We start from the raw sequence: 23,283 nt of genomic DNA, 5'->3' as shown, positions 1-23,283 counted from the left end.
CTCAACGGTGATAGGGATGATTAGCTAGGATAGTCCAGGCGCGATAGAGCTGCTCGGCAAACATAACCCGCACCAGTGGGTGCGGCAAGGTCATTGCCGACATCGACCATTTCTCACTGGACACCGCCAGACAGGGCGCAGCCAGACCGTCGGGACCGCCGACCAGTATGCTGACGTTATCGCCCTCCATGCGCCACGCCGCCAAGGATTTTGACAGCGACTCGGTACTGACAGAGCGGCCTTTTACATCCAGGGCGATGATCTTGTCACCACGGGGAATGGCCGCCAGCATCGCCTCGCCCTCTTGAGCAATAGCGCGGCGAATATCGGTGTTTTTGCCACGCTTGGCCAGCGGCAACTCGCGAATATCCAACTGGATTTCCTGAGGCAGGCGCTTGCGGTATTCCGCCACACCGGCCTCAACCCAGTCGGGCATTTTGCCGCCGATACAGAGCAGGCTAACTCTCATCGCCGCCGTCGCTTGATTCGCCACCTGCCGCCGGTACTTGCCAGAGCCGCTCAAGGTCGTAGAACAGACGCGCTTCGGGAAGCATCACGTGTACAACCACATCGCCAAAATCAACCAGCACCCATTCGGCGGTCTGCTGACCTTCCATGCCCATTGGGGTAAAACCTGCTTTCTTGGCTTCTACCCAGACATTGTCTGCCAGCGACTTAACGTGGCGATTCGAGGTGCCACTGCACACCACCATGTAGTCGGTTACGCCGCTGATTCCGCGTACGTCCAGCGTCGTAATATCGCGCCCTTTTACTTCTTCCAGTGCGTCGATCACCAGCGTTTTCAATTGCTCAACGGCCATTAACTTTGTGTTCCTGTTTGCATGTTCTGATAAAGCCCCCAATGGGCGATACGCTCTGCCACAGCATCGGGCAGCAGGTAGCGAATAGAGCGCCCGGCAGCAACGCGGGCGCGAATATCGGTGGCGGAAATAGGTAATTGGATCAGGCGGCTGCTGAAAAAACCACCGGCAGCGCGCGTGCGCAATTGCTCAACGCTGGCGAGCCGGCGGGCGTCCATTGCGGCAGCAACTTCGCCATCGGCCTGCAGTGGATGTTCGGCGCGCTCGATCACCCAGACATTGGCGTAATCAAGCAGGCACTGCCAACGGTGCCAGCGGTGCAGCTTAGCGTAGGCATCGCTGCCCATCACCATCGTTAAACCAACACCGTCGCCCAGTTCAGCGCGCAGCTCTTGCAAGCTGTCAACGGTGTAGGACGCGCCATCGCGGCTGAGCTCGCGGTCGTCAACAATAAACCCCGGTTCATTGGCGGCGGCCAATTGCACCATTTCCAATCGCTGCTGGGCCGTGCCACTGGGGCGACCGCGCAGCGGCGGTTGGTGGCTGGGCATCAGCCTGAGTTCGTCGGCCTGCAGCAGCTCGCGCAGCTCAATCGCTGAGCGCAAGTGGCCGTGGTGAATGGGGTCAAAGGTGCCACCAAATACCAAACAATGCTTGCGCAGAGGTGCCGTCAAGAGTGTTTAGCTCCGCACATGGCCGTCGCCGAACACCACCCATTTTTGCGATGTCAGTCCTTCCAGACCGACCGGGCCACGGGCGTGAATTTTGTCGGTGGAAATACCAATCTCGGCGCCCAAGCCGTATTCGAAGCCGTCGGCAAAACGCGTGGAGGCATTGATCATCACCGAGCTGGAATCGACTTCGCGCAGGAAGCGACGCGCCAGGGTGTAGTTCTCAGTAACAATGGATTCGGTGTGGCCCGAGCTGTACTGGGCGATATGGTCCATCGCCTCATCGATACCGGCCACCACCTTCACCGACAAGATCGGCGCCAGATATTCTGTCGCCCAGTCTTCTTCGCTGGCCTCAACGGCACCCATCAATACCTGGCGGGTGCGCGGGCAGCCGCGCAGCTCGACACCAGCGGCTTGTAAATCTTCGGCGATGCCGGGCAGTAATTCTTCGGCGCGGCTCTCGGCAACCAGCAGTGTTTCCATGGTATTGCAGGTGCCAAACCGCTGGGCCTTGGCATTCAGGGCAATGGCGCGCGCTTTGTCGGCATCGGCAGCATCGTCGATATAAACATGACAGATGCCATCGAGATGTTTGATAACGGTTACCTGAGCATCGCGCGAAATACGCTCGATTAAGCCTTTGCCGCCACGGGGAACGATCACATCCACGTATTCGGGCATGGTAATCAGCTCGCCTACGGCGGCGCGGTCAGTGGTTTCCAGCACTTGCACCGCCGTTTCAGGTAGCCCGGCCACCGCCAGGCCCTGACGAATACACGCCGCCAAAGCCTGATTGGAATGAATGGCTTCGGAGCCGCCACGCAGAATTGCCGCATTGCCCGACTTCAAGCACAGGCTTGCTGCCTCAGCGGTAACATTGGGGCGCGACTCATAAATAATGCCGACCACACCGAGGGGCACGCGCATTTTACCCACTTGGATACCACTGGGGCGGTAGTTCATGTCGCTGATGGCACCAACGGGGTCGGGCAGCGCCGCCACCTGTTGAAGGCCTTCGATCACGCCGTCGATACGCGCCGGCGTGAGTGCCAAGCGGTCCAATAATGCGGCATCCAGGCCCGCCGCTTCACCGGCCTGTAGATCTTTTTTGTTAGCGTCAGCAATGGTTTGCCGGGCAGCATCTACCGCCTCGGCAATGGCCAGCAACGCGCGGTTTTTTGCCCCGCTATCGGCCGCGGCCAACACCCGCGAAGCCGCGCGCGCTCGCTGTCCGAGTTGCTGCATATACTGTTTGACTTCCATCGACGCGAATCCCCTTGAATACTGCGCGAACTGCCCGCCCGTGCTGGGGCGGAAAAAACGCACAGTATACCGGAATGCGGCGGCACTCACTATCGGTGGCGATGCACAGGCTGGCTATTGTGAAAGGCTCTCGAGCAGGTCGTGCAGGGCGTCTAGCCGGTGCAGCGGTTCGTCTATCTCCAGCAGCGGATACACATCCTCTGGACTGAGCGGCAATAACTGAGCGAGGCGGTTGACCAGCTCACCGGTGCCGCTGACCTCGGCACTGAAACCCATGCGCTGCACATGGGGGTGCTCCAACAACTGCGCCAACAAGGCTGACAACTCTTCAGCCTCTTCTGGCAAAGGAATATCCGCCTGTTCGCTGAGCCATTCAACGCGGCCGCGATTCAGCCCGGCGTCGTCGCGGTAGCTGTGCAGCAGGTGAAAACGCGGGCCGCCCTCAACCACCACCGACAACAAACCGTCTTCGGTTTGATCCCAGTCCACTACCCGGGCCTGGCAGCCCACGGCGGCGATACGCGGCTCATCGCCCTTACCGTCCACCTCACTGCCGGCGTGCAGGTGAACAATACCGAAGTGGCCGTCGTCGCGCAGGGTATTGCGCAGCAAATCCAAATAGCGGCGCTCGAAGATACGCAGCGCCATGCGGCCACCGGGAAATAACACACCACCCAGCGGAAACAGTGGGTAGTGGTCTTGTTGCTCAGCGTGCATTGCCTTCCGGCCCCAGTGGCTGAATCATCAGGATCAATTTCGGCAACAGCAACATCGCGCCCATGAGCGCAGCGATCATTGCCAGACCGGTGAGCAAGCCGAAGTAGATGCTCGGGGTAAAGTTCGACAGCGCCAGAATGGAGAAGCCAAAGACGATAATCACCGAGGTGTAGTACATCGCCTTGCCGATACTGCCGTGGCAGCGATACATGGTTTGCAGATAGTTGCGGTCGCGGGGGAATTCATCCCGGAAGCGGTGCACATAGTGAATGGTGTCGTCGACGCCAATACCCACTGTGATCGCCGCAATGGTAATGGTCATCATATCCAGCGGAATGCCGGCCAGCCCCATCCCACCAAGCACCGCACCGGCGGCCAGCAGGTTGGGTGTCAGCGCGATCATCGCCAGACTAAAGGAGCGGAACAGCACCATAAACATTGCCAGGATGGCTACGAACACCGCCGCCAAGGTCAAAATTTGCGAGGTAAACAGGCTCTGCAACATATTGTTGTAGAGCACCAGTAAGCCCGTCAGGCGCACCTGCTCTTCCTCAAAACCCAGCTCGTCGATCAGGTGTCTGCGCACTTCCTTAAGAAAGGCATCGCGCTCCAGGCTGCGGCTGGTTTCCTTCACCCGCAGGCTAATCCGCGCCTGATCAACCTCGGCAGACAAGTAGGGGTCGAGCAGAATGCTGCTGATCGACGTCGGCAGTGAGCGCTGAGCGAGCGCCAATTGCAGGTCGTCGACATTCCCCATAATCATCTGCATCAGCTCGTAGAAGGTGGCCAGGGACAGCACTTTGCCTGTCTCGGGCAAGCTGTCCAGATAGTTGTGCACCTCTTGAATACGGCGCATGCCCGCCACCGTAAACCACTCGCTCTGGGGACTGGCAGCACTGCCGCCAAAATCGTCGCCGGCACTGAAATCGTCAAAGCCCGCATCGAAGTCGCCAGCGAAATCATCGGCAAAGTCGCCGCCCTGCTCCGCGGCAAAGTTGTCGTCAGCCTCGTCGAATTCGGCGTCACCAAACAGGGCATCGAATTCCTCGCCCGCTTGCTCGGCGGCGGCATTATCGACAGGGGCATCATTGGCGGCAGGCGCACCGTCGGCAACCGTCGGCGCGGACGACTCACTCGGGCGATTGAGAATAATATCCAGCCCGATGGTGCCGCCCAGCTCGGCATCGATGGTTTCCATGCCCTGATAAATTTCGGTGTCTTCGTGGAAGTAGTCGATGAAGCGGTTTTCCACTTTAAGCTGTGAAATACCCCAGGCACTCACCGCCAGCAAGGCTACCGACACCACCACAATGGTGCCGCCAAAACGCTCGGTAGCAACGGCAAAATAGCGGGTAAAAGCGCCCTCGCCACCGGCGCCGTTTTTCTCTTCGCGGACGGGCAAAAGCATCAGTACACAGGGCAGAATCAGGAAGCTGAGTATCAGCGCCGCCATCACCCCCATGGTCATCATCCAACCGAAATCAATGACCGGACGAATACCGCTGACCACCAGTGACGCAAAGGCCACCAGCGTGGTGAGGGCGGTGTAGATACAGGGCCGCGCCATCAGACGAACGGTGTCGCTCACTCGCTGGAGCTGGCTGCTTTGCGGCGACAGCGCCGAAATTTCCCGGTAGCGCACCACCAAGTGGATGGTAATAGCCAGCGTAATAATCAGCAGCAGCGCGACAAAGTTGGCGGAAATAACCGTGAGTCGCCAGTCCATAAAGGCCAGCAGCCCCAGCATGAAGGTGACCGTGGCCACGCAGTTCAGCAGCGGAATCAGCACCCAGCGCGGACTGCCGAAAATCACCACCAGCAAGACCACAATGAACACCAATATCCCGGTACCGAACACTTTCAGATCGCTTTTTACAAAGTCGATCATATCCACGGTGATCATTGGCACACCGCCGAGGAACAATTTGGCACCGTCGCGGTAGTTGTCGAGCACACTTCGCGCCTGCGCAACCAGCGCTTCCTGACGGCCGTGAATCTCGGTGACGTAGTCATCAAAGGCCTGCTCGGCCGCCTCGAGCTTGGCCTGCTCGTCCAGGGTCAGGGGGCGCTGCGCCGCGTCGGCGCGCAGCACATCGCGGGCGTCCAGCAGCTCATAGAATTTTTGGTCGCGCTCCAGGTTCACCTGCAGCGCGGTGGTCGTACCATCGGGGCTGGTCAGCAGCGAACGATAAATAGGGCTGTTGGCAAATTCCTCGCGCGCCATGTCGACATTGGCAGTACCGTCGCCCAGGGTGGGAATCTCACCCGCGGTGACATCACCCAGGCTCACTGGCGGGCTCTGCAACAAGGGCACATCGAGAATAGAATTAATGCTCGACACCCGCGGCAGCTTCGCCAGGTCATCGCGCAGCTTGGCGATGGTTTTCAGCTGCTGGGGCGCGAACAGGTCGCCCTCGGGTTGGTAGGTGACCAGCAGGAAGTCCTCGGTCTGGTAGCGCTTGCTGATTTCGCGGAAATACTCCAGCGAGGTATCCCCTTCCAGCACCAAGGCCTCGGAGGAAGCATCGAGCTTCATCGCGGGTATATGACTCCCCAGGAATCCGGTCACCGCTATCAACAGCAGCAACACCCAGGTAGCATTGCGGAGAATCAGTGTCTGGTATGCGTTGGCAAGCCGCCCAGTCATGGTGTTTCCTTATTGTCATTCGGGCGCAGGGTCTCTGCGTCCGGGCCGGTAAAGGCCGTTATTCACCCCAGCGCGGCAGCAGCGTTTGCGCTACGTCGAGGTGGTCCAATATTCTCGCGACGACAAAATCGACGATCTCATCCACGCTTGTCGGGCGCCGATAAAAGCCTGGCGACGCCGGCATAATGGTCGCGCCCATTTGGCTGAGGCTGAGCATATGCTGCAGATGAATGCTCGACAAGGGCATCTCTCGCGTCACCAAAATTAACTGACGCCGCTCTTTGAGCACAACATCGGCCGCGCGTTCAATTAAATTATTACTGGCGCCACAGGCAATGGCTGACAAGGTGCCGGTACTTGCCGGGCAGACCACCATACGGGTTGGCGCGCCACTGCCCGAGGCCACGGCGGCCATCCAGTCTTCCGGCCCGTGCACTTGCAACTGATCGGGCGGGCAACCAAAGCGCTCCACCAGATGTTTATGCAGGGCCTGGGGTTTGGCTGGCAGGGGCTCCTCGGTTTCTGTTGCCACGACTAACAGCGCCGCCTTGGAGATCATAAAGTGAACCGGGCAGCCCGCGGCCAGCAGGCATTCGAGCAGGCGCAAACCGTATTGCGCGCCCGATGCGCCGGTCATTGCCAAGGTTACCGCTTTCATAATTAGGCCCTGTTATTAAGCGCCGTCATCAGGCGCTGATGAATACCACCGAAGCCGCCGTTACTCATGATGACCACGTGGTCACCGCTGCGCAGCATGGCGACAAGCTGCTGGAGACAGGCATCGAGGTCGCGACTTAACTCGGCGGGCACAGGACTGTTGGCGATCACGCCGTCAAGCGACCAATCCAGTCCGGGTGGCTGATACCAAATAACGCGATCTGCCGAGGCCGTCGAGGCTGCCAGGCGGTCTTTGTAGATGCCCATACGCATGGTATTCGAGCGCGGTTCTATCAGGGCAATAATTCGCCCGTTTTTCTGCACACGACCGCGCAGGCCTTGCAAGGTGGTTTCAATGGCGGTGGGGTGGTGGGCAAAGTCATCGTAGACCGACACCCCGTCTATGCAGCCGAGCAGCTCCATTCTGCGCTTCACGCCCTGAAACTGACTGAGCGCATCGATACTGTCAGCCGGCAGGACACCGACATGCCGCGCCGCCGCGATGGCAGCCAATGCGTTGGCCACATTGTGCTCGCCGGTGTGCTGCCAGCACACTTGCCCCTGATCCTGCCCTTGATGCAGCACGCGAAACTGCGAGTAGTCCTCACTGCATTCACCGCGCTGCCACTCGGCAGTATCGCCGCTAACGCTCAGCTGCTCGCGCTCACTCCAGCAACCCATTGCCAGGGTTTCTTCAATAGCGGGCACGCTCGCCGGGGTGATAATGCGGCCGCTGCCGGGTACGGTGCGCACCACGTGGTGAAACTGACGCTGAATGGCGTGCAGGTCATCAAAAATATCGGCGTGATCGAATTCCAGGTTGTTGATGATCAAGGTGCGCGGACGGTAGTGGATAAACTTGGAGCGCTTATCAAAGAAAGCGCTGTCGTACTCATCGGCTTCGATCACAAAGAAATCCGACTTGCCGATGCGCGCAGACAGTCCGAAGTCGGCGGGCACACCGCCGATCAAAAAGCCCGGCTCATAGCCGCAACTCTCTAATATCCACGCCAACATACTGCTGGTGGTGGTTTTGCCGTGTGTGCCGGAACAAGCCAGCACCCAGCGCCCCTGCAACACATGTTCGCTTAGCCACTGCGGCCCCGAGGTATAGGGCAAACCTCTTTCTAAAACATATTCCACGGCCGGGTTGCCCCGCGACATGGCATTGCCCACCACCACAAGGTCCGGCGCGGGGTCGAGGTGCGCCGGGTCGTAGCCTTCCATCAGCGCAATACCCTGGGCTTCGAGCTGGGTGCTCATCGGCGGATACACATTGGCATCAGAGCCGGTAACGCGGTGCCCCTGCTCGCGCGCAAGAATGGCCAACCCGCCCATAAAGGTTCCGCAGATACCAAGGATATGAATATGCATTGCTCGTGCTTCGACCGTCGAATTTAGCTGGGCATGGTATCACTGCACCCGAGTAAGCTCTACGGCTGGCTTGCGCCTACCATTAATACGCTCAAGCAATAAAAAACCGGCCAGAGGCCGGCTATGACATTGCGCAAAAGCGAGCGCAACAGGGTTAAAACGCCGCGCCCAACCAAAACCATAACTTATCGGTATCGGCTGCCAGCTCATCGGCTGAGTAGGCGGCGTACTTCACTCCTACCGAATAGTGTTTGGCAAATTTTCGGCTGTACACCGCGTTAACTTCACTGCCGTAGGCATCGGCACCCGCGGCGTCTTCGTCCGCGCGGTAGTCGTGATAAATCAGCGCCCACTTCCCACCGGCAAGACTGCCGCCCAGCGAGGCGTAACGGTCAACTAAACCCCCGGCCGGTGTTTTGAGAAAAATATCGGCCCAGCCGTTGAATTTATGCAGCGTCGCCAGGGGCGTGGCAAAACCGTAGCTGCCGTCGTCACTGCCCAGTACTTCGTAGCCAACTTTCGCGGTTAAACCAGCGGCGGCGACCCCGGCTTCAAGCAGCATATACTCCGCATCGGCATCGAGCAGCGGCGTGTCCGCCCGCTGGCGAGCGAACTCAGCGTGGTATAGCAGCTTTGCCTCAGCCAGGGGCTTCGCCCCCTTCACGCTCACACCAGTGGTATCGAGACGATCTTCGCCCGCCTCATTCAGTTCCAACAAATAGGAATAGGCCGTCACCGTGCCCACCGCACTGTTGAAACGCAGGTTTAACAGGTGATCTTTGGCCTGTTTATCCGCCTGTTCGGCAAAGATGCCATTGCGCTGCCCGAGGTAGGCGTAGCTCAGCGACAATGCATCGTTGGCTTGATAGTTGAGTGAGATGCCATCAAAGGTCTGGCGATCCTGACGCCAACCCACGTGCCCGACAAATCGATGGCCATCGTAGGTGATGACCTGTCGCCCTAATTTGGCCGTTAGCCCACCGTGTTGGTAGCGCAGAAAGGCCTGATCCAGCTCGGTGGTTTCCGGGTCGGCAATCACCGAGTACTGCCCGGCTTTATACCCGGCTGGCGGCGCACTGAACTCGCCCTCTCCCGCGACGATGCGGCTATCCTCAAACTCCAGTTGCGCGGAAAAACCCTGATAGGCGGCGGTCTGATATCCCAGCCGGCTACGCAGGGTAAGGGCACTGGCATCACCCAGGGCATTGTCCTGGCTCACCGTTTCATAACGCAGCCTAAAGTCACCGTACACCTTGCCGTTTGCCAACGCGTCGGCAAGGGAATCGGCAAATGAGGTGACTGGCAAGGTTGCCGCCACGGCTCCTAGCAGTACGGCGTTTGCAATAACTCTCATGCAGTTCTCTCCTACACTATTTTTTATCGGCCGACACAAGGCCGGCAGCAACACGACCATCAGGCCGAATTGAGAACGCCGTTTATCTCTAACACCTATTATTGTGGGCATTCGGTTTGGGCGACGTCGCCCATCGCAGGGATATTTAGCAAGCGGTATGCCAGCCGCGAAGAGATCAAAACAATTAATTTATTTCTATAATTTTCAATACGTTAGCGAAAAACAATTCGCTCAAAAAACCTCAAAAGCCAGAGCCGCCCCAAAACACGACGACGCACCTTTAGCGGCGCCTCATAACAAGACGACTGCGCCCAAAAATATTGCATGTAGAAGTGTGCAATCGGCAGTTTTGGCGCACCACAATACTGCATGCCGCCACGCTGCCCAGGAAAAGCCCTCCGCTATCGGCTCAAGCTCCATAGCAGCGCCACGAGCAAGACAGCGCTGACGCCCTGCCAAAACCGCAGGGGGTTGCGGTGAACCAAGGGCTGAAATTCCCTGGCCTGATAGCTGGGGTTGGGGTGATGAAGATCGTGCATAAACTCTGCGATGTCGTGATACCGCAGGTCGGGGTTAATACTCAACGCACGCTTTAGCGCGCGATCCATCCAATACGGAATATGCGGGTTGTAATCACTGGCAGAGACGTACTGCAGGCGCGAGTAATCACCGGCGCTGCGGCACTGCTCCAGCTTGCCCTCATAGGGCAGGGTTCCACTGAGCATTTCAAAGGCCACGACGGCCAGGGAAAACTGGTCAGCCCGCGCACTCGGCGGTTTGCGCAATACGTGCTCCGGCGCTGAATACTGCGCGGTACCCAAAATATGATCACGCTCTAACGGCACCGCGATCTCAGCTAAGCCAGCCACATGACAGCTGCCAAAGTCGATAATGCGCACCCTGCCGTCACCGTCCATCATTACATTGTCGGGCTTAATATCCTGGTGGAGGGTATCGTGCCGATGCATCGCCTGCAGGCCCTTGGCCAACTGACTAAGCACCGCCACTGCCTCGCTCACTGCCGATCGGTCGCGCACGGCCATCCACTGCGCCAGCGACTGACCGGGAATATATTCGGCAAGGTAGTACAAGCAGCTTGGCCGCTGGGGCGGCTCAACCACCGACACGACAGCCGGATGCTCCAGTCGCTTGGCGATCCAACTCTCCAGCACAAAGCGCTCGATGTAGGCCGGATCATCCAAGTACAGCAATGACGGCGTTTTCATTACTAACTGGCGCTGGTTGCGAGTGTCCACAACCCGATACAACTGGCTGCGCGGGCTGGCGTGAAGCTCTTCTTCAATACGCAAACCGTCGACCACCGCACCCGGCGGCAGCGGCGGCGGGAATGGCAAGGCGCTCAGCTGCTGATAAACATCGTCGGCATCGGCCAGCGGCAGCGCCTCTACACGCAGCAGCTGACAACTGAGATTATCCTTGCTGCCCGCGGCCAATGCATCGTCAATCAACTGCTCGCAGGCGGGCTCCAGCGCACCGGACGCCCCGGTAAGGCGCTGGCGAATCTGCTCGTCAGGCAGCACGTCGTGAATACCGTCGGTAGAAAGTAAAAACAGGTCCCCACAGCAGATATCGACTGAGCGATAGTCGACATCGAGATTGACATCCAGCCCCATTGCGCGGGTCAAATACGCGTGCTCAGGAGAGATACGCCGAGCGTGGTCGCGCGTCAGCTGTTCCAGCACGCCGTCGCGAAGCCGGTATATGCGGCTATCGCCCACATGGAACAAGTGGGCGAGCTGGGACTTAAATACCGCCACACTCAGGGTAGACACATAGCCCTTTTCCGCCTGCGCATAGCCTTGACCCTGAGCAAACAGCCAGCGATTCAATGCGTTTAATACCTGTTGCGCGGAGCGCTTCACCGACCATGACTCGGGCGTTGAAAAGTAGTCATTCAGAAAGCCGGTAATGCAACTTTCCGCTGCCTCTTTGCCCGCCTCGGCCGCCGACACACCATCGGCAATAGCCGCGACGGCGCCCTTGGTCGTCAGCAGCGACCCCTCGGGCACTCGCGCGCCGAGACTGTCCTCATTAAACGGCTTAAGCCCAGCGCTACTGCGCTGGGCTATGCTCAATTTCAGTCCACCATCCAGGTGCAAAACACCACTCCTTTTCGAGTTGAGATTGCAGACTAGCTCACTTCAATCAGCGCCACACTGCCATCGTCGTTGTATTCGGCAATGTGTCCCTGTGGCTCTTCCATAAATTGCACCGCAACAAACACAAAGGCAGCGCAAGCGGCGATCACCATAAAGAAGCTGGAAGCATCGACAAAGCTGAGGACGGTCAGGAAGATAACCGCACCCACATTACCGTAAGCGCCGGTCATACCCGCAATCTGCCCGGTCATACTACGCTTGACCAACGGCACGATGGCAAACACTGCGCCTTCGCCCGCCTGTACGAAGAAGGAGCAACACATGGTCGCCAATACCGCCAGCAGCAGCGGCCACGTTGACGTGATCTGACTGAGTAGCATATAGCCCACCGCCAAGCCGCAGATCAAAATGCTCAGCGAGCGACGACGGCCAAAACGGTCAGACAGGTAGCCACCACTGGGGCGGGCGACCAGATTCATGAATGCAAAGCCGGAGGCCAACATGCCCGCTTTAACGGCGGTCAGCTCAAAGGTTTCCATAAAGAACAGCGGCAACATCGACACCACCGCGAGCTCAGAGCCAAAGGTAACCAGGTAGGCAACATTCAGAATAGCCACTTGCTTGAAGGGGTATTTCTGCATTGCGGGGATTTCTACGTTGATCAATACATCGTGGTTAACGCGCAGAATCTGGCTCACCTGCACAATGAACAGCACCACCAGCACACCGTAAAGCGCCATTGCTGCCACGCCATTTAACATACCCAGATTCGATGGTGACAGCTTCCAAGTCAGTACTGCCAAGGCCAGGTACATGGGGATACACATGGCAATGTAAAACACCAAATCGCGCTTGCTGGTTACCACCAAGCCGCCACTTTTCTTTGGCTTGAAGTAGGTAGAACCCTTGGGCGTGTTGCGCGCACGTGAGTAAAAGAACACGCCGTAGATCATTGCCATCACACCTGTGCTGGCAATGGCGTAGCGCCAGCCATCGTCGCCACCGAACATCAGCGCCAGGGTTGGCAGGGTCATCGCGGCTGCCGCCGAACCAAAGTTACCCCAGCCACCGTAAACGCCCTCGGCCAAGCCGACCTGGCGCGCGGGAAACCACTCACCTACAAGGCGAATACCAATCACAAAGCCCGCGCCAATAAAACCCATTAAAAAACGCAGCAGCGCGATGGCTTCATAGCTGTCGGCAAACGCAAACGCGATACACATGGCACCGCCACTAACGAGGAGTGCCGAGTAGATAATGCGCGGACCGTAGCGATCCACCAGCATACCAACCACCACCCGGGCGGGAATCGTCAGCGCCACATTGAGAATCATCAGGGCTTTCACTTGCTGCCCTGTAAGATCGAAGGCCTCTTTAATAGAGGCCAGCATCGGTGCGTGGCTAAACCACACGACAAAAGTCAGGAAGAAGGCAAACCAGCTCAGATGCAGCAAGCGGATTTTATCCTGCTTGAGATCGAGCAAATTTAATGTAGAGGACGACATAGTAGCTCCATTCAGCCAACGAGGAATTTGCTTGCTGCTGAGCAAACGCCGTGCCAAACATCAACACCAGCCCACTAAGCAATTGATATTGTTAGCAATAAATATGACTTAGCGACGACTTAACGCGACCAGGCAAGTGCCAGCCACCACCGCCAACCGCCTGCGGCCTGAATTTTCGCCCCCCGATGAAGCAGCGCGCCCCAGAAACAATCAGCCGCGCCACACCACAAAGCACCAAAATGCGCCCTAAGTTCGACCACAAAAATACAAAAACCATATAAATCAAACACATAATACACACAAAATTCACTGGCACGTCTTTTGCTTAATGCCTGTTACACGCCCCAGGGCACATTAATAATGCAGCACTCCCCGGTGCTGCCAATGGTAGAAAGAAGCAAAGGACGTCACTATGAGCCATAAACAGCGCTTGCTTGTTGTGGGCAACGGCCCCGTTGGACATCAATTCCTAGAGTCAATCGTCGAAAGTGGCTGCGCGACGGATTACCAGATCACCGTAATCGGCGAAGAGCCCCGCCCCGCCTACGACCGCGTACACCTGACGGCCTGGTTTGAAACGCGACAAGCCGACGCGCTAAACATGGTTGCCGATGGCTTCTACGCGACAAACAATATCGACGTTAGATGCGGTGAAAAAGTTGTCGCCATTGATCGCAATGCAAAAACCGCAACAACGGATTCAGGGCGCCACTACGACTATGACCAGCTGGTGCTGGCAACCGGCTCCTACCCCTTTGTTCCCCCTGTTCCCGGCCACGAGCGCGAAAACTGCTTTGTTTACCGCACCATCGAAGACCTTGAAGCGATCACCGCGGCGGCAAAAAATGCCTCTGTGGGCGCCGTGGTGGGCGGCGGCCTACTCGGCCTGGAGGCCGCTAAAGCCATTAAAGACCTGGGCCTGAAAACCCATGTCATTGAATTCGCGCCACGCTTGATGGCGGTGCAAGTGGACGACGGTGGCGGCGCACTGCTGCGACGTAAGATCGAAGACCTTGGCGTTGAAGTGCACACCCAGAAAAACACGCAAAACATCGGCGACGGCGAGCACTGCGTGCACAAGCTGTCCTTCGCTGACGGCGCAGAACTGGAAACCGACATTCTGGTTTTCTCTGCAGGTATTCGCCCGCAAGATGCGCTGGCTCGCCAGTGCGAACTGGAGATCGGCGAACGCGGCGGCATCGCCATTAACAATTACTGCCAGACCTCTGACCCCGCCATCTATGCCATTGGCGAATGCGCGCTGTGGAACCAACGCATCTTTGGCCTGATTGCGCCGGGCAATGAAATGGCCCGCGTCGCCGCTGCGCATATCCTTGGCAACGGTGACGACAAGCAGTTCACCGGCGCAGACATGAGTACCAAGCTCAAGCTAATGGGCGTCGACGTTGCCTCGATTGGAGACGCCCACGGCAACACCCCCGGTGCCAAGTCCTATACCTTTATCGATGAACAAGCCGAGATTTATAAAAAGATAGTGGTTAGCGAAAGCGGCAAGCACTTGCTCGGCGCGGTATTGGTGGGCGATGCCGACGACTACGGCAATTTGCTGCAATTTGCGCTCAATGGCATCGAGCTTCCCGAACACCCGGAAGCGATGATTCTCCCCAATATTGACGGCAGTGCGAGCGTTGGCCTGGGGGTTGACGCCCTCCCCGACAGCGCGCAAATTTGCAGCTGTAACAACGTCAGCAAGGGCGATATCTGCGCGGCGGTGCAGGGCGGCGCACTGACCGTTGGCGATGTAAAAAGCTGCACCAAGGCCGCCAGCACCTGCGGCGGCTGTACCGCCCTGGTGGGCCAGGTGGTCAACGCTGAGCTCACCAAACTTGGTGTTGAAGTGAATACCGACCTCTGTGAACACTTCCCTTACACTCGCCAGGAGCTGTTCCACTTAATACGCGTAGGCGGCATAAAATCCTTTGACGAGTTATTGGAGAAGCACGGCTCCGGCAAAGGCTGCGCCATCTGTAAACCGACGGCAGCATCCATCTTCGCCTCCTGCTGGAACGAGTACATTCTGGAAAATCAGCACGCCGGCCTGCAAGACACCAATGACCGCTTCCTGGCGAATATGCAGAACAACGGCACCTTCTCTGTTGTGCCGCGCATGGCAGGCGGTGAGGTCACTCCGGACGGCTTGATCACCGTGGGTAGCATCGCCAAAAAGTACAAGCTTTACACCAAAATCACCGGCGGCCAGCGGGTGGATTTATTCGGCGCCACCCTCGACCAACTACCGGTGATATGGAAGGAGCTGATCGATGCCGGTTTTGAAAGTGGCCACGCCTACGGCAAGTCGCTGCGCACGGTGAAGTCATGCGTGGGCTCCAGCTGGTGTCGCTACGGCGTGCAAGACAGCGTTGGCCAGGCCATCGACCTGGAGAACCGCTACAAAGGCCTGCGCTCACCCCACAAGATAAAAATGGCGGTGTCTGGCTGTACCCGCGAGTGCGCCGAAGCGCAGAGTAAGGACGTTGGCGTGATCGCCACGGAAAAAGGCTGGAACCTCTACGTGTGCGGCAACGGTGGCATGAAACCCCGCCACGCCGACCTCTTTGCCTCCGACATCGATACCGAAACCCTGGTGAAGTACGTCGACCGCCTATTGATGTTCTACGTGCGCACCGCCGACCGCCTGCAACGCACCTCTGTGTGGATGGAAAACCTTGAGGGCGGTTTGGACTATCTGCGTCAGGTCATCATCGACGACTCACTGGGTATCTGCGACGAACTGGAGCGCGACATGCAAAGCGTGGTCGACAGCTACCAATGCGAGTGGAAGACCACCATCGAAGACGAGCAAAAACTCAAACAATTCCGCTCCTTCGTGAATGCCGATGACGGCGACAAAGACATTGTTTTCGTGGAAGAGCGCGGTCAAATCAGGCCCGCCAACGAAGAAGAAAAACAACTCAACAACAACTTAATTGCTGTTGCCTGAAGGTCTCACTGACAGGAGCCACACAGAGCAACACAGCGAGAAACCTCGCACAAGTATGGAGATTAGCTATGAGCTGGACCACCGTCTGCACACTCGACGACATTTTACCCAATGCTGGCGCCGCCGCCTTAGTCGGCGACACGCAGCTTGCCGTCTTTCGCGTCGATGACCGCATCTTCGCACTGGACAACCACTGCCCGTTCAGCCGCGCCAATGTGCTGGCGCGGGGAATTGTTGGTAGCGTCGGCGACACGCTAGTGGTTGCCTCACCACTGTACAAACAGCATTTCAGTCTGGAGGCGGGACACTGCCTTGAAGACGACAGTATCTCTGTGCGTCGCTTCCCCGCGCGCAACGAGAACGGCCTGGTGCAGGTCCAACTATAAAACGCACCTTCCAAGGATTAGTCTCCCCCTTGCCGGCTGCAACTCCCCGTGCAGCCGGCCCTTTCACCACTCCCTTTCCCCGCCGCAATTCGCTTACGCGCCCTGGCAACCGTTAGCCCGTGGCCTCAAAGTCAGGCCGAAGCGGGCGAAAAGCCGGCCAGCAAGGCTGTGAATCAAATTAGTGTTAACCCGCCCTAGCGGGTATAATCAGCGCGATTTTTTCACCTTGCACACAGCTGATAACGGAAACGACTCATGAGCTATAACTCGATCCCAGCCGGCAAAGAACTGCCGCACGATATTTTCGTCGCCATCGAAATCCCTGCAAACAGCAGCCCTATCAAGTACGAGATTGAAAAAGAGTACGATGCGCTGATGGTTGACCGTTTCATGGCCACCCCAATGTTCTACCCAGCCAACTACGGCTACATCCCCAACACCCTGTCTGAAGACGGTGACCCACTGGACGTACTGGTTGTGACGCCTTACCCCGTTGTTCCCGGCTCAGTGATTCGTGCCCGCCCCATCGGCATTCTGAACATGAGCGACGAAGCGGGTAAAGACGCCAAACTGCTGGCCGTTCCCCACGACAAACTGAGCGTGCTCTACAAAGACGTAAAAGAGCCCTCTGACCTGCCCGAGCTGCTTATCCAGCAGATCGAACACTTCTTCGAGAACTACAAAGACCTCGAAAAAGGCAAGTGGGTGAAGGTTGACGGTTGGGCAGGCAGCAAAGAAGCCCTGGCCGAAGTTGAAAAAGCCGCTGCTGCTTACAAAGGCTAAGTAGCCACGCTAAAAAAAGCCCGGCCTCTGAAAAGACGCCGGGCTTTTTTGTGCCCACCTTATCGCCATTTTTAACAAACCTACTGCCAAGCCTTGACCCTGTAGTAACCTACAAGCTCTATTCTGATCTCAGTAGCAACGGAATCAGGGGAATCACCATGGCTCAACTAAGGATTGGAGAACTCGCTAAAAAGCTCGATTGCACAGTGGAAACGCTGCGCTTTTACGAGCGCGAGGGCTTACTGGCCGCCACCGGGCGCAGCGCCAATGGCTATCGTTTTTACAACACCGCCTCTATTAAGCAGCTAGAGTTTATCCTGCGCGCCAAGAGCATGGGCTTCAGTCTCGACGATATTCGCGAATTACTGGCCATTCGCGTCGACCCGGAAGCCAAGTCCTGTGGTGAAGTAAAGGGCATTGCCCAAGAGAAACTCGCTCAGGTCGAACGAAAACTGAGGGAGCTGAAAAGCATCCGTGACGCCCTGAGCAAGGTAGTCGAGGCCTGCTGCGGCGGCGATGTTCCCGCCAATCACTGCAGCATCCTGCAAGCGCTCGATGACGAACTCAGTGCCCAACAGGAGCATCACGCATGAATTTCCTCAACAACCTCTACTTACTCAGTTTGGACGCCGCCCCCCTACTCGTTATGGGTTTGGTACTTGCCGGCTTGATGAAAGCCTGGATTCCCAATGCCCTGCTGGAACGGCAGCTGGGCAAACCCGGTATTGGCTCGGTGATCAAAGCGGCGCTATTTGGCGCCCCCATGCCCCTGTGCTCGTGCGGCGTTCTGCCGGTGGCAATGGGGCTGCGACGCGCCGGCGCGTCGAAGGGCGCAACAGTATCGTTTTTGATTTCCACGCCTGAGACCGGCGTCGACTCCATTGCCCTGAGTTACGGCCTACTGGGGCCGGTGATGACCATTGCGCGACCCATTGTGGCCATCGCCAATGCCATTGCCGCGGGCTTGTTAACCGGCTGGAACGATGGCAAACCCGCATCACAAGCCGAGGCCGCAACAACGTCTTGTTGCTCAAAGCGCTCTGCCGCGCCGACGAAAACCAGCTGGAGAGAGGGCCTTCACTACACCTTCGGGCGACTGCTTGAGGACATGCTGCCCTGGCTGTTGGTGGGCATGCTGTTTGCGGCGGCGGTGCAGACCTTTGTGCCAGCGGCCTGGCTGGCCGAATGGGGCCGGGGCCCCCTTGCCATGGTCGTAATGGTGTTGGTAGGTATTCCCATGTATATCTGTGCCAGCGCGTCCACGCCCATCGCCGCAGGACTGCTAATGGCGGGCGTATCACCTGGCGCGGTGCTGGTCTTTATGCTCGCGGGCCCGGCCAGCAATATCGCGGCGGTGGGAATGGTGCACAAGGAACTGGGACGCCGCGCGCTCGTTGCCTATCTGGGTACGGTAAGCACCATTAGTATCGCTGCGGGTCTGTTGCTAGACCAATTGGTGAGTCTGTTTAACTGGGAGATTAGCGGCGGGCAGGCACACCAGCACAGCATGCTGCCCGAGTGGTTGGCAGTGGCCGCGCTGGTCGTGCTGGCAGTAGCGGCCATTAAACCGCTGCGCCAACAGACCTTCGGCCGCTTGCTTAACGCTTAAGACGCCACCTTGGGCTTGGCGCTTAACAGGCGCTGATAGAGTTTAGAGTTTTTGTGAATCGTTTTATGTTTCGCATAGGCTTCCACCGCGCGATGCCAAGCCTCATCACTGCCGTGAGCATTGAGTGAAAAACTCGTGCACACGGTCTTTTTCTCGACCTTTGACGCCACACCCACCTGAAAGATCGGCGTCAAATTGCCACTCTTCTCGGTCTTCAACAGATAGCTGATACCGCGCACGCTGCCGTCTGGCTTGAAGCAGCGTTCTTCCTTGGTTTCCTCCAGAAAGCGCTTTTGCTGCGCTTCTAATTCTTGATCGCGTTCCATCGCTTGCTTCTCTATGGCCTTTTGCGCCCGTCCCTCTAGGCGCTTACCGTCTTTCTTCAGGGAGAAATACTCCTGATAGAGCTCACCCGCCACTGTCCGGCGGACCCGGTAGCCATAAAAAGCTTTGTTATCCAGCAACTTAACGCTCACACGCACCCCTTATCTATGCTTCTTTTTTGTTTTCTTATGTCATCGTCACTGCCGCCGCGGCGGCAATGTCACTATTGGCAGACATTGTAATCTAAACATTCTGACGAAATTATCAAGCTGCTGCGACAAAAACCGTGAAACAGACGCACAAAAATCGCGCCCGGGCCTGCGGCTCAGAGGAGCATGGGCGCTAGCTGTCGCCGTTAATGTTCTGATCCATATTCAGGGCGGGGATTTCTCGCGACAGGCGCCCGACCGGCTTCGCGGGTACGCCCGCCACGGTGGTATGGGCGGCAACAGGGTTGAGCACCACACTACCCGCGGCGATCTTTGCGCCTTCACCAACGGTGATATTACCCAGCACCTTGGCACCGGCGGCGATCAACACACCGTCTTCAATGTGTGGGTGCCGTGGGCCGCGACCACTGCCGCAGCCGCCGAGGGTCACGGAGTGCAGCATGGAAACATTATTGCCCACCACTGCGGTTTCACCAATCACGACGCCGGTGGCGTGATCGACCATAATACCGCGGCCAATGCGCGCGGCCGGGTGAATATCAACATCGAATACGGTGGCGATGCGATTTTGCAAAAACAGCGATAAGGACTCGCGCCCCTGCTGCCACAGCCAATGGGCGATACGGTGGGCCTGAATCGCCTGAAAGCCTTTAAAGTACAGAAAGGGCATACCGTAGTGATCACAGGCGGGGTCGCGGTCGTAGTGGGCGCAAATATCAGCCACGGCTGCGGCGAGCACCTCCGGGTCAGCGGCATACGCCTCGCTTGCGACATCGCGTATCAGCATCGCGGGCACCGAATCGCAGCCCAGGCGCGAGGCAATATGAAAACTCAATGCGGCAGAAAAGCTACCGTGATTGAGAATACTGGCGTGATAAAAGCTGGCCAGTACGGGTTCATTGCGACCAAAGGCCTTGGCCTCCTCCTGCATAGCGGCCCACAGCTGCGCGACGCTTAAATTCAATATTCTTCTCCTACTGCCAACAGCGGTGCATGCGCTGAAGGGTACGCCTCTTTAGGCACAGCAACATAGCGACGATATAACTCGTCTAAGTGCGTCAGTATCGGCTCTTTAAGTTCGATATCCGCCTCGGCGAGTACCTGGCGCAATCGCCCTGGCGTGAGGGCGGATTCGCAGCGTGCCGACAGCGGCGCATAGCTTAAATGCCAACGCTCCGGAGCGATACCCCCGCGGTCTTCAGCATAGGGTCGGAAGAAACCGTAACTGGCACCGTTGGCAAGTTGGTGGTCCAGCCAGTCGTGCAACGGAGCAAAGGGGCCGCCGTCGTTCACCTCCTGCGGGCTGAGCTGTACCGAATAATCACTGGCCACCGCCGCGGCGTCATACACGTCGATGTCGCTGCCCCAATGGTGACGGGAGGCGCCGGGCAGGGCTGACCAACGCAAGATAGCGTCGAGCAACTGCTCACAGCTTAATTCGTTAAAACACAGGGCCTGGCCGTCGCTATCGAGCAGCGGGCGGCGACCACTGGCCTTCGCATTCCAGATCGCCAACTGTCGGTCAAAGCCGCGGAACCCGCTGACAATTTTCAACTCAAAGCCTGCGCGCGCGGCATCTGATCGCAGCGCTTCGAAGGGCGCAACAATCGCGGGATGAACGGGACAGCCCAGCACATCCACCATCAGCGATTCGTCTTGCCCACACAGGAGCGCTTCTGTCATTCGGTAATCGTCCATGTCGTCGCGGGTTCTGATAGTGTCCACCTTTCAAGTCATGGCATCATAGTAACGCCATCAACTCAGTGGCGAAACCAGGAGCAAAAATACTGTGGAAGCTCACACCGCCGACCACAAAAAAATCGCGTTAGCACTGGGCAGCGGCTCTGCCCGAGGCATGGCACATATTGGCGTTATTCAACGCCTGGGAGAACTGGGCATCAAGCCCGATATTATTGTCGGCACTTCCATTGGCTCGGTGATTGCCGCCTGCTATCTCACTGAACACCTGGACGATTTTTCAGCCTGGATTCAAACACTGAGCAGCGCCCAGGTTTTTCACTACATGAGTGTTAGCCTGACAGCCACAGGCGGTGTGGCTCACGCGACACGACTGATCGACTACTTCATCAGTGAATACGGCAACCCCAATATCGAAGACTTATCGCTGCCCTTTGCCGCCGTCGCAACAGACCTCCAGCGCGGCCGAGAAGTGTGGCTGCAGCGCGGCCCGCTGTGGGAGGCCGTACGTGCATCAATGGCGGTGCCCGGTGTATTAACGCCGGTGGCTCACCGCGACTCCTGGCTTGTGGACGGCGGCTTGGTAAACCCCGTTCCGGTGTCGGTGTGCCGCGCCCTCGGTGCCGACATCACCATTGGCGTTGACCTGAACAGCGACTTGGTTGGCCGCCGCAAAATTGAGCGAGACGCTCGCGCGCCCGACAACGAGCAGCAGCGCAAAGAGGAGATCGCCGAAGAGGAGGAGGCCGAGGAGGATCACCCCGCTATCGGCTCGGGTAATGACGGAGAGGGCGACGAAGAATCGCAACTCGCCGCCGCGTTCAGCCGCTTTGCCAGCAGCGTAAAAGAAGCGGCCAGCAACTGGCGCAGCCCCAGCGAGAAAAAGCCAGAAGCGCCCGGCACCCTCAATGTGATGATGAGCTCGATCAATATTATGCAGGACCGCATTACCCGCTCTCGCCTGGCCGGCGAACCGGCGGATATTATGCTGTGGCCGCGCCTGGGACACATCGGCTTGCTGGACTTTGGCGATGCTGCCGAGGCCATTGCCGAGGGCCGCGACGCCGTGGATCGCATGCTGCCCGCGATACGCCACGCCTTTAATAGCGAAGGTGATGACCGACTTGTCCAGACCGCCCCCGCCGGAGACCAGGAACTGTGACCGTACTTTGCCGCCTTGACGAGATCCCCGAGCCCGGCTCCAAAGGCCTGAACTATCAAGGTCACTCACTGTTTGCGGTCCGCAGTAATGGCGGGGTTTACCTGTACCGCAATCGCTGCCCCCACCTCGGCATTGAGCTGCACTGGCAGGAAGACCAATTCCTCGACGTGGAAGAAACGCTGATCCAATGCGCGACCCACGGCGCGCTGTTTATTATCGAGTCTGGTGAATGCGTCTCCGGTCCCTGCTTGGGTCAATCGTTGCAGGCACTGCGCTGCCGGGTAGAAAATGGCGAGCTATTACTCGACGAATTACTCGCCGAGCAGGCGCCCTAAGCCGTCACTGGCAGCGATGATTGCAGGCGCATCCCCTGCTCATCAATCTGCGCGCGATATGCCAGCAGTTGCACGCCTTCGCGCTGGGCTTCAGCCAATTCGCGCGCATAGGCAGGGTCGATATCCGCCGCAGCTGCCACCGCGTTAATTCCCTCATGCAAAACCGCAAAAAGCAGCGCCGCTTGCCCGCCCGCCGCTACGTGTTCACGCAAGCCGCGAATGTGGCGACGCGCACGCGTGCTCACCGCATCGGGAAAACGGCCACCCCCGTCCTCGCTTAATAGGGTTACCGATTTAACCTCCACATTACAGGGGCCATTTGCCGTCTCCAGGACAAAGTCGATGCGACTGCCGTCGGGCAAGCGCTGCTCAGCCTGATAGCCTGAACACCCAGCAAGCTCAGTTATCACTTGCTCATCCAAGGCCTCGGCCACCAGCTTATTGGCCAAGGCCGAGTGGATACACACCTTGTTCCCGTCTACCTCTACCATCTGCCAGGTGTAGGCATACTTACGCTTGGGGTTGTCGCTGTAACTCAACCACACGCGACTACCGGGCGTATCGCAACCGGTCATGGCACCGGTATTGGGGCAGTGTACGGTCAACTCGGTGCCACACTCCAAGCGCACATCGGCGAGAAATCGCTTATAGCGACGAAGCAGTACAGCGGGAGTCAGTGGAGACGGCCATTGCATAAACGGGCACCCTTTTCATTTTGTTTT

The 23,283-nt window shown here is 57.9% G+C and carries 22 protein-coding genes; 7 read left to right on the top strand and 15 right to left on the bottom strand.

The window, feature by feature from the left end; genetic code table 11:
- Position 1 precedes the first annotated feature (1 nt).
- The 11 genes from rlmH to HNR64_RS09845 all read right to left on the bottom strand — a co-directional run bounded on the left by rlmH (position 2) and on the right by HNR64_RS09845 (position 13,132).
- Positions 2 to 469, bottom strand: a complete 468-nt coding sequence (gene rlmH / locus HNR64_RS09895; protein WP_204996322.1) for a 23S rRNA (pseudouridine(1915)-N(3))-methyltransferase RlmH — start codon at positions 467 to 469, stop codon at positions 2 to 4.
- Complete coding sequence (gene rsfS, locus HNR64_RS09890; protein ID WP_204996321.1) at positions 459 to 821, bottom strand: ribosome silencing factor; 363 nt, start codon at positions 819 to 821, stop codon at positions 459 to 461. The genes rlmH and rsfS overlap by 11 nt, the downstream gene beginning before the upstream one ends.
- The gene (nadD, locus tag HNR64_RS09885; protein WP_204996320.1) at positions 821 to 1,495 is read right to left on the bottom strand and encodes a nicotinate-nucleotide adenylyltransferase; all 675 of its coding nucleotides are present in this window, start codon (positions 1,493 to 1,495) and stop codon (positions 821 to 823) included. Before nadD ends, rsfS begins: the two co-directional genes overlap by 1 nt.
- Before the next feature lie 6 nt (positions 1,496 to 1,501).
- Complete coding sequence (locus HNR64_RS09880; protein ID WP_204996319.1) at positions 1,502 to 2,821, bottom strand: glutamate-5-semialdehyde dehydrogenase; 1,320 nt, start codon at positions 2,819 to 2,821, stop codon at positions 1,502 to 1,504.
- A 51-nt stretch (positions 2,822 to 2,872) separates the two neighbouring features.
- Complete coding sequence (locus HNR64_RS09875) at positions 2,873 to 3,475, bottom strand: LON peptidase substrate-binding domain-containing protein (RefSeq protein WP_204996318.1); 603 nt, start codon at positions 3,473 to 3,475, stop codon at positions 2,873 to 2,875.
- Positions 3,465 to 6,122, bottom strand: coding sequence for an MMPL family transporter (locus tag HNR64_RS09870; RefSeq protein WP_204996317.1), 2,658 nt, complete (start codon positions 6,120 to 6,122; stop codon positions 3,465 to 3,467). Before HNR64_RS09870 ends, HNR64_RS09875 begins: the two co-directional genes overlap by 11 nt.
- Positions 6,123 to 6,180: 58 nt before the next feature.
- Positions 6,181 to 6,780 (bottom strand): flavin prenyltransferase UbiX, encoded by a 600-nt coding sequence (locus HNR64_RS09865; RefSeq protein WP_204996316.1) that lies wholly within the window; start codon positions 6,778 to 6,780, stop codon positions 6,181 to 6,183.
- A 2-nt stretch (positions 6,781 to 6,782) separates the two neighbouring features.
- Positions 6,783 to 8,153: a UDP-N-acetylmuramate:L-alanyl-gamma-D-glutamyl-meso-diaminopimelate ligase gene (gene mpl, locus HNR64_RS09860; RefSeq protein ID WP_204996315.1), complete on the bottom strand. Its 1,371-nt coding sequence runs from the start codon at positions 8,151 to 8,153 to the stop codon at positions 6,783 to 6,785.
- 154 nt (positions 8,154 to 8,307) lie between these two features.
- The gene (locus tag HNR64_RS09855) at positions 8,308 to 9,507 is read right to left on the bottom strand and encodes an alginate export family protein (protein ID WP_204996314.1); all 1,200 of its coding nucleotides are present in this window, start codon (positions 9,505 to 9,507) and stop codon (positions 8,308 to 8,310) included.
- A 401-nt stretch (positions 9,508 to 9,908) separates the two neighbouring features.
- On the bottom strand, positions 9,909 to 11,603 hold the full coding sequence (locus tag HNR64_RS09850; protein WP_239547752.1) for a bifunctional protein-serine/threonine kinase/phosphatase: 1,695 nt from the start codon (positions 11,601 to 11,603) through the stop codon (positions 9,909 to 9,911).
- A gap of 56 nt (positions 11,604 to 11,659) precedes the next feature.
- Positions 11,660 to 13,132 (bottom strand): NarK family nitrate/nitrite MFS transporter, encoded by a 1,473-nt coding sequence (locus HNR64_RS09845; RefSeq protein ID WP_204996312.1) that lies wholly within the window; start codon positions 13,130 to 13,132, stop codon positions 11,660 to 11,662.
- A gap of 412 nt (positions 13,133 to 13,544) precedes the next feature.
- On the opposite strand from HNR64_RS09845, the gene nirB reads away from it, so the two are divergent.
- The 5 genes from nirB (at position 13,545) to HNR64_RS09820 (ending at position 18,872) form a co-directional block, all read left to right on the top strand.
- Positions 13,545 to 16,094: a nitrite reductase large subunit NirB gene (gene nirB / locus HNR64_RS09840; RefSeq protein ID WP_204996311.1), complete on the top strand. Its 2,550-nt coding sequence runs from the start codon at positions 13,545 to 13,547 to the stop codon at positions 16,092 to 16,094.
- Positions 16,095 to 16,162: 68 nt separating this feature from the next.
- Entirely contained in the window at positions 16,163 to 16,480 is a 318-nt protein-coding gene (nirD, locus tag HNR64_RS09835; RefSeq protein ID WP_204996310.1) for a nitrite reductase small subunit NirD, read from the top strand.
- A 255-nt stretch (positions 16,481 to 16,735) separates the two neighbouring features.
- Positions 16,736 to 17,263, top strand: a complete 528-nt coding sequence (gene ppa / locus HNR64_RS09830) for an inorganic diphosphatase (protein ID WP_027873978.1) — start codon at positions 16,736 to 16,738, stop codon at positions 17,261 to 17,263.
- A 158-nt stretch (positions 17,264 to 17,421) separates the two neighbouring features.
- On the top strand, positions 17,422 to 17,856 hold the full coding sequence (gene zntR, locus HNR64_RS09825; RefSeq protein ID WP_204996309.1) for a Zn(2+)-responsive transcriptional regulator: 435 nt from the start codon (positions 17,422 to 17,424) through the stop codon (positions 17,854 to 17,856).
- A complete protein-coding gene (locus tag HNR64_RS09820; RefSeq protein WP_204996308.1) occupies positions 17,853 to 18,872 on the top strand; it encodes an SO_0444 family Cu/Zn efflux transporter in 1,020 nt (339 codons plus the stop codon). The genes zntR and HNR64_RS09820 overlap by 4 nt, the downstream gene beginning before the upstream one ends.
- Here the strand turns inward: HNR64_RS09820 and HNR64_RS09815 are convergent.
- The 3 genes from HNR64_RS09815 to HNR64_RS09805 form a co-directional block, all read right to left on the bottom strand.
- Positions 18,869 to 19,348 (bottom strand): hypothetical protein, encoded by a 480-nt coding sequence (locus HNR64_RS09815; RefSeq protein ID WP_027873981.1) that lies wholly within the window; start codon positions 19,346 to 19,348, stop codon positions 18,869 to 18,871. The genes HNR64_RS09820 and HNR64_RS09815 overlap by 4 nt on opposite strands.
- A gap of 190 nt (positions 19,349 to 19,538) precedes the next feature.
- Positions 19,539 to 20,297, bottom strand: coding sequence for a serine O-acetyltransferase (gene cysE, locus HNR64_RS09810; protein WP_204996345.1), 759 nt, complete (start codon positions 20,295 to 20,297; stop codon positions 19,539 to 19,541).
- 29 nt (positions 20,298 to 20,326) lie between these two features.
- Positions 20,327 to 21,091, bottom strand: a complete 765-nt coding sequence (locus HNR64_RS09805) for a M15 family metallopeptidase (RefSeq protein ID WP_288363432.1) — start codon at positions 21,089 to 21,091, stop codon at positions 20,327 to 20,329.
- 64 nt (positions 21,092 to 21,155) lie between these two features.
- On the opposite strand from HNR64_RS09805, the gene HNR64_RS09800 reads away from it, so the two are divergent.
- Positions 21,156 to 22,226: a patatin-like phospholipase family protein gene (locus HNR64_RS09800; RefSeq protein WP_204996307.1), complete on the top strand. Its 1,071-nt coding sequence runs from the start codon at positions 21,156 to 21,158 to the stop codon at positions 22,224 to 22,226.
- Complete coding sequence (locus HNR64_RS09795) at positions 22,223 to 22,561, top strand: Rieske (2Fe-2S) protein (RefSeq protein WP_204996306.1); 339 nt, start codon at positions 22,223 to 22,225, stop codon at positions 22,559 to 22,561. The genes HNR64_RS09800 and HNR64_RS09795 overlap by 4 nt, the downstream gene beginning before the upstream one ends.
- On the opposite strand, the gene sfsA is transcribed toward HNR64_RS09795, so the two are convergent.
- Positions 22,558 to 23,256: a DNA/RNA nuclease SfsA gene (gene sfsA / locus HNR64_RS09790; protein WP_204996305.1), complete on the bottom strand. Its 699-nt coding sequence runs from the start codon at positions 23,254 to 23,256 to the stop codon at positions 22,558 to 22,560. The two genes, HNR64_RS09795 and sfsA, sit on opposite strands and share 4 nt — an antisense overlap.
- Positions 23,257 to 23,283 lie beyond the last annotated feature (27 nt).

Origin of the sequence: Spongiibacter marinus (genome assembly GCF_016906995.1) — a bacterium.
Taxonomy (GTDB): domain Bacteria; phylum Pseudomonadota; class Gammaproteobacteria; order Pseudomonadales; family Spongiibacteraceae; genus Spongiibacter; species Spongiibacter marinus.
Note: the sequence above shows the minus strand (reverse complement) of the source record. Positions and strands in the feature narration are given on the sequence as shown.